Source organism: Collinsella aerofaciens (genome assembly GCF_040915425.1).
GTDB lineage: Bacteria > Actinomycetota > Coriobacteriia > Coriobacteriales > Coriobacteriaceae > Collinsella > Collinsella aerofaciens_BW.
On sequence record NZ_JBCPDN010000092.1, the window covers coordinates 1 to 6,340 of the forward strand.

At 62.9% G+C, this 6,340-nt stretch carries 5 protein-coding genes; all 5 read left to right on the forward strand.

Annotation, left to right across the window (positions count from 1 at the left end; genetic code table 11):
- The coding region (locus AB5164_RS09555) for a methylenetetrahydrofolate reductase (protein WP_368148046.1) at positions 1-396 on the forward strand (396 nt) is incomplete at its 5' end.
- Positions 396-1,184, forward strand: a complete 789-nt coding sequence (locus AB5164_RS09560) for a hypothetical protein (protein WP_368143164.1) — start codon at positions 396-398, stop codon at positions 1,182-1,184. The genes AB5164_RS09555 and AB5164_RS09560, both read left to right, overlap by 1 nt.
- A 9-nt stretch (positions 1,185-1,193) precedes the next feature.
- A complete protein-coding gene (locus AB5164_RS09565) occupies positions 1,194-3,752 on the forward strand; it encodes a homocysteine S-methyltransferase family protein (RefSeq protein WP_346982317.1) in 2,559 nt (852 codons plus the stop codon).
- A 108-nt stretch (positions 3,753-3,860) separates the two neighbouring features.
- Positions 3,861-5,225 carry a PFL family protein gene (locus AB5164_RS09570; protein WP_117843357.1) on the forward strand — a complete coding sequence of 455 codons (1,365 nt, stop codon included), beginning with the start codon at positions 3,861-3,863 and terminating at the stop codon, positions 5,223-5,225.
- A gap of 317 nt (positions 5,226-5,542) precedes the next feature.
- Positions 5,543-6,340: methyltransferase domain-containing protein (locus tag AB5164_RS09575; RefSeq protein ID WP_368148048.1), on the forward strand; the 798-nt coding region annotated here is incomplete at its 3' end.

A 6,340-nucleotide genomic window follows, 5' to 3' on the forward strand; every position in this document is an offset into this window, starting at 1 on the left:
GATCTCAACCTCTCGGTCGAGCACCTCAAGCAAAAGCAAGACGCCGGCGCGAGCTTCTTTGTGACACAGCTCTTCTTTGATAACGAGTGCTTCTATCGCTTCCGCGAGCTTGCCGACAAGGCCGGCATCACCGTGCCCATTACCGCGGGCATCATGCCGTTTATGGGCAAGTCGCAGATCAGCCGCATGGTCTTTATGTGCGGCGCGTCGCTGCCCTCCCCCGTCATCAAGATCCTCGCCAAGTACGAGAACGACCCCGAGAGCCTGCAGGCAGCCGGTGTAGATTATGCTGCTCGTCAGCTTTGCGACCTTAAGGAGCACGGTGCCGACGGTCTGCACCTGTACACTATGAACCGTCCTGCAATCGCCGCGACCATTATGGAGCGCCTGGGGTAATGGAAAAACCGCACGTCGATACAACCGTTGTTGAAGTGCCGGCCGACCTTGCGTCGCCGGCGCTTTACCGTATCGACGCTGCCCACCACCCTCGTGTCGACCGTGCCGAGATGCTGCGGTATCTGGGCTACGGCGGCCAGCAGATCGAGCCCGAACTGTCACGACGTATTGAGCTTGTGGTCGAGCGTCTGGAACTTGACATTGAGCCCCGTGGCGTGCGCCGCGTGTTTGCCGTCGATGCCACGGGCGTGGACGAACAAAGTGAGCCTTGCATTCGCTTGGTCGGCACCAACGTTGAGCTGCGAGGTCGCGATATCTATCGACATCTCAAAGACGCTCGCTTTGCCGCACTCATGGCTTGCACCCTCGGCATGGACGCCGAGCGTCGTCTGCGCACCACGGGAGCCCAGCAGCCCCTCGAGGGAGCCGTGCTCGACGCCGCGTGCTCCGCTTACGTGGAAGCCGCCGTTGAGCAAATGGACCAACATGTCAAGACGGACGCCGCCGCACACGGACTCGCCGGCAACTGGCGCTTCAGTCCCGGCTATGGCGACTGCCCGCTCTCGGCCCAGCGCTCGATCGTGGATGCGCTCAACGCCACGCGGCTCATCGGCCTGACCGTCACGCCCACCAGCCTGCTCATGCCCACCAAAAGCGTGACCGCGGTGATCGGCCTGTTCGACGGCGAAGTCCACGACGCCCAGACCCGCCCCACCTGCAATATCTGCCGCATGCGCAAGAACTGCCGCTTCCGCGCCGCCCGCACCACCTGCTATTCCAGCCATTAGGAGCCCTCGATGTTTACTCCGCTTATCACTCATGATTCTGACGGCACTGCATTGGCGGCACCCGTTGATGCCGCACGTCGCAACGGTGCCACGTACAAGACGCGCACGATCGACGATCTGCGCATTAAGGACGATCGCCTGCGCGCCGCCATCGAGGGCACGGGGCACTTGCTGTTCGACGGCGGCATGGGCACCATGCTGCAGGCCGCTGGCATGAAGGCGGGCGCCCTGCCCGAGCTGCTCAACTTTGAGGAGCCCCAGGTTATCACTGATATCCAACGTCAATATGTCGAGGCCGGCTGCGACGTGATCACCGCCAACACCTTTGGCGCCAACGCCCACAAGCTCGACGGTGCCGCCACCGTGGCAGACGTCTTTGCCGCGGCCGTCGCCTGTGCCCGCGAGGCCGGCGCCCGCTACGTCGCCGGCGATATCGGCCCCATCGGCGCGCTGCTTCGCCCCCTGGGCACCCTGAGCTTCGACGAGGCCTACGACCTCTTTGCCGAGGAAGTGCGCGCTGGCGTCGCCGCGGGTGTGGACCTCTTTATTATCGAGACTATGACCGACCTGGCCGAGATCAAGGCGGCCGTCCTCGCCTGTCGCGAAAACTCCGACCTGCCCGTCTTTGCCACCATGACCTTCGAGGAAGACGGTCGCACCTTCCTGGGCACGAGTCCCGAGGTGGCCGCCATCACGCTCGATGCCATCGGCGCCGACGTTTTGGGCATCAACTGCAGCCAGGGACCGGCCGAGCTACGAGGACTCGCCGCACGTATGCTCACCGTTACCGATAAGCCCATTATGGTGCAGGCCAACGCGGGACTCCCCCATGTGGACGACGACGGCAACACCGTCTTTGATATCCAAGCCCCCGAATACGCCGAGGCCGTCGCCGGCATGATCGCCGACGGCGTGAGCGTCGTGGGCGGCTGCTGCGGCACCACGCCGGCGCACATGGCGGCCCTGCGCACGCTTATCGACAACCACACGCCCAGCCCGCGCCGCCGCAAGCCCAGCATGTCGGTCACGAGCGCCCAAACGGTCGTGGACCTTCCCTGCGACGGCCACAAGATCGCCGTCATCGGCGAGCGCATCAACCCCACCGGCAAAAAGCGCCTGCAGCAGGCCCTGCGCGACGGCGACCTGGACTACGTTGTGAGCCAGGGCATCAGCCAGCAGGAACAGGGCGCCGACATTCTGGACGTCAACGTGGGCCTGCCCGAGATCGACGAGGTCAAGATCATCCAACAGGCGACCGAACAGCTCCAGGGCTCCACGCTGCTGCCGCTGCAGATCGACTCCACCGACCCCGCAGCCGTCGAGGCCGCCGTGCGCCGCTACGCCGGCAAGCCCATCATCAACTCGGTCAATGGCAAGCAGCAGATCATGGATGAGATCTTTCCGCTGGTCGCCCACTACGGCACCAACGTTGTCGGCCTTACGCTCGACGAAGGCGGCATCCCCGATACCGCCGAGGCCCGCTTCGCCATCGCCGAGCGCATCGTGGCCGAGGCCGCCCGCTACGGCATCGGCCCGGACCGCATCCTCATCGACTGTCTGGTCATGACCGCCTCGACTAATCAACGCCAGGCTGAGCAGATCCTACGCGCCATGTCCCTGTGCAAGGAGCGTCTGGGCGTCAAATGCGCGCTCGGCGTGTCGAACATCAGCTTTGGCCTGCCTGCCCGCCCGCTGCTGGGTTCGGTCTTTTTGGCCGCCGCCTTCGGCGCGGGCCTGGACGCCCCCATCATGAACCCGGGCTCCAAGCGCTTTATGGATACCGTCTACAGCTATCGCGTCCTGAGCGTTGAGGACGAGGGCTCGACCGGATACATCGAGCGCTACGCCGGCTGGACCGATCCGTACAAGATCGCCGCAAACCCGGCAGCAGCTCAGGCCGCATCGACCGACACCGTGTCCGCTGCTGGCACCGCCGGCACCGACGGCAACGACGACCCAATTCGTCGCATGGTCGTCTCGGGCCGTAAGGGCGAGATCGCGACCGAGACTGAGCGCCTGCTGGCCGACCACGACGCTATGGATCTTATCAACAACCACTTTATCCCCGCCCTCGACGAGGTGGGCGTCCTCTTTGACCAGGGCAAGTTCTTCTTGCCGCAGCTTATGGCCTCGGCCGAGGCGGCACGCGTGGGCTTCGACACCATCAAGCGCCTGATGCCCGCCGGCGAGATTGCCGACAAGGGCAAGATCTGCGTGGCGACCGTCAAGGGCGACATCCACGACATTGGCAAGAACATCGTCAAAATGCTGCTCGATAACTACGGCTACACCGTCTTTGACCTAGGCCGCGACGTCGACCCGCAAGAGGTGCTCAAGACCGTGCAGGAGCGTGACATTAAGCTCGTCGGCCTCTCGGCGCTTATGACTACCACGGTCGTCGCCATGGAGGAGACTATCAAGCTGCTTCATGCCGAGGTGCCGGGCGTCAAGATCATCGTGGGCGGCGCCGTGCTCACCCCCGAATACGCCAAGCAGATCGGCGCGGACTACTACGCCAAGGACGCCGCCGAAAGCGCTCGTATCGCCGAAGAGGTCTTTGGGCAGTAACACAACGGAAACAACCGAGCACCAAAACGTGTCGCATGCGCCACTTGGCACGTGCGGCACGTTAGAATAGATAAGACTATGCTCGTTTTGGCAGATAGGAGCGCAAGGATGGCGATCACGCCCGCAGAAATCGCGGAAACCCGCGGCATGGTTGAGGAGCAGAACCTCGACATCAGAACCATCACCATGGGTGTTTCGCTCATGGGTTGCGGTGACGAGAACCTCGACCGCATGTGCACGAAGATCTACGACCACGTGACGCACACGGCTGAGCACCTGGTCGAGACCGCTGAGAACCTCGAGCGCGAGTACGGTATCCCTATCGTCAACAAGCGCGTTTCCGTCACCCCGGTGGCGCAGATCGCCGCGTGCTGCAAGGATGAGGACCTCACCCCCATCGCGCATGCCCTCGACCGCGCGGCCGAGACGCTCGGCATCGATTACCTGGGCGGCTTCTCCGCACTCGTCCAGAAGGGCATCGGCGACGCCGACCGCCGCGTCATCCAGTCCATCCCCCAGGCGCTCGCTACCACGAGCCGCGTCTGCTCCAGCGTCAACGTCGCCAGCCTGCGCGCCGGTATCAACATGGATGCCGTGCTCATGGCCGCCCAGACCATCATCGATGCCGCTAAACTCACGGCCGACCAGGATTCCGTTGGCGCGTCCAAGTTTGTCTGCTTTGCCAATATGGTCGAGGACTCCCCGTTTATGGCGGGCGCCGTCCACGGCGGTGGCGAGGCCGACGCCGTCATCAACGTAGGCGTCTCGGGCCCCGGCGTTATGGCCGCAGCCCTGGAGACGCTGCCCGATTCCGCATCGATGATGGAGGTCGCCGAGAAGATTAAGCAGACCGCCTTTAAGATCACCCGTGCCGGCGAGCTCATGAGCCGTGAGGCAGCCCGCCGTCTGGGTGTCGAGAAAGGCATTGTCGACCTGTCGCTGGCTCCCACACCCGCCATCGGCGACTCCGTCGCGCGCATCCTCGAGATTATCGGCGTGGGCACCTGCGGTGGCCCGGGCACGACCTGTGCGCTCGCCATGCTCAACGATGCCGTCAAGAAGGGCGGCGTCATGGCCAGCTCCAGCGTGGGCGGTCTCTCCGGCGCCTTTATCCCCGTGTCCGAGGACGCCGGCATGATCGCCGCCGTCGAGGCCGGCGCGCTTTCGCTCGAGAAGCTCGAGGCCATGACCTGCGTGTGCTCCGTTGGCCTGGACATGATCGCCATCCCCGGCGACACCCCGGTCGAGACCATCGCCGGCATCATCGCCGACGAGATGGCCATCGGCGTCATCAACAACAAGACCACGGCCGTCCGCGTGATCCCCGCCATCGGCAAGGGCGTGGGCGACTGCGTCGAGTACGGCGGCCTGTTCGGCCGTGCGCCCATCATGCCGGTGAACCCCAACGCCGGCACCGTGCTTGCCCACCGTGGCGGACGCTTCCCGGCACCGCTGAACTCGCTCAAGAACTAGCTGAGGGGTTCGGGCGAGGAGCCCCGAGGAGGGCAAATATATAAGGTCGCCTGCTCGGACAGTCCTGACTCGCACGGAGAGCACATTAAGTGCTCTCCGGCTCGTGCGGAACTCGCGATCGACCTTATATATTTGCCCTCCCCGGGGCTCCCGCACAACGGGACCTCAGTTGGGTTCTATCCCGTATGGCAGTCGCTTCGCTCCTGCCCGCCTTGGTTGTGAGGGCGGTTTGGCGTTGGAACGGTTCTTTCTGATATATGCTGGTTGCGGCTCTTCTTTTGGGAGGAGTCGCTTTTTTGTTGCTAGGAGGTTGGCCCGTGGTTGATGGGGAGAATCGTTCTGAGCTGCTTGCTGCGGATTGGAATGGCGAATGGATGCGCCTGCAAGCTGGTCGGCGACGGGCTGATGATTCTTTTGAGTGGGATAAAAGGGCTCGGCATTTTCGGCCGTTGGAGACTGCCCCTTATGCTCGGGATTTTATAAAGCTGTTGGCGTTGAAGCCTGGTGAGTCGGTGCTTGATATGGGGTGTGGGGCTGGGTCGATTGCTATTCCGCTTGCTCAGGCTGGGCATTCCGTGATTGCTGCCGACTTCTCTCCTGCCATGTTGGGCACGCTTGATGCCGGCATTGAGTATTACGGGCTCGAAGATCTTATTACGCCGCTTGAGCTTGCTTGGGATGATGACTGGTATTTGGTTGGACCGATCGCAAAAGCGGTAGATGTTGCCTTTGCCAGTCGGTCGGTTACGACGACCAACCTAAAAGGCGCGCTTGCCAAGCTTGATCGTACGGCTCGTCGGCGTTGTGCTGTCACGATGGTCGCCAACTCCAGCCCGCGCTATGATCTGCACCTGATGAACGCCATTGGCGCCTCGGTTACCTGCAGTAATGGCTTTGTGTACGCCTTCAACATCCTCATTCAGATGGGTGCGTTGCCGCAGGTTACATACTTTGAATCGCCTCGTCGCGATACCTTCGAAAGCCTTGAGGCAGGTGTGGCGGATTTTTCCCGTATGCTCGAGCATGGCAACGAGGATAAGGTTGACCGCCTGCGCGACTACATCGCTCAACACATGATTGAGAACCCCCATGCCGGTGAGCCGGGCTCCAAGGGC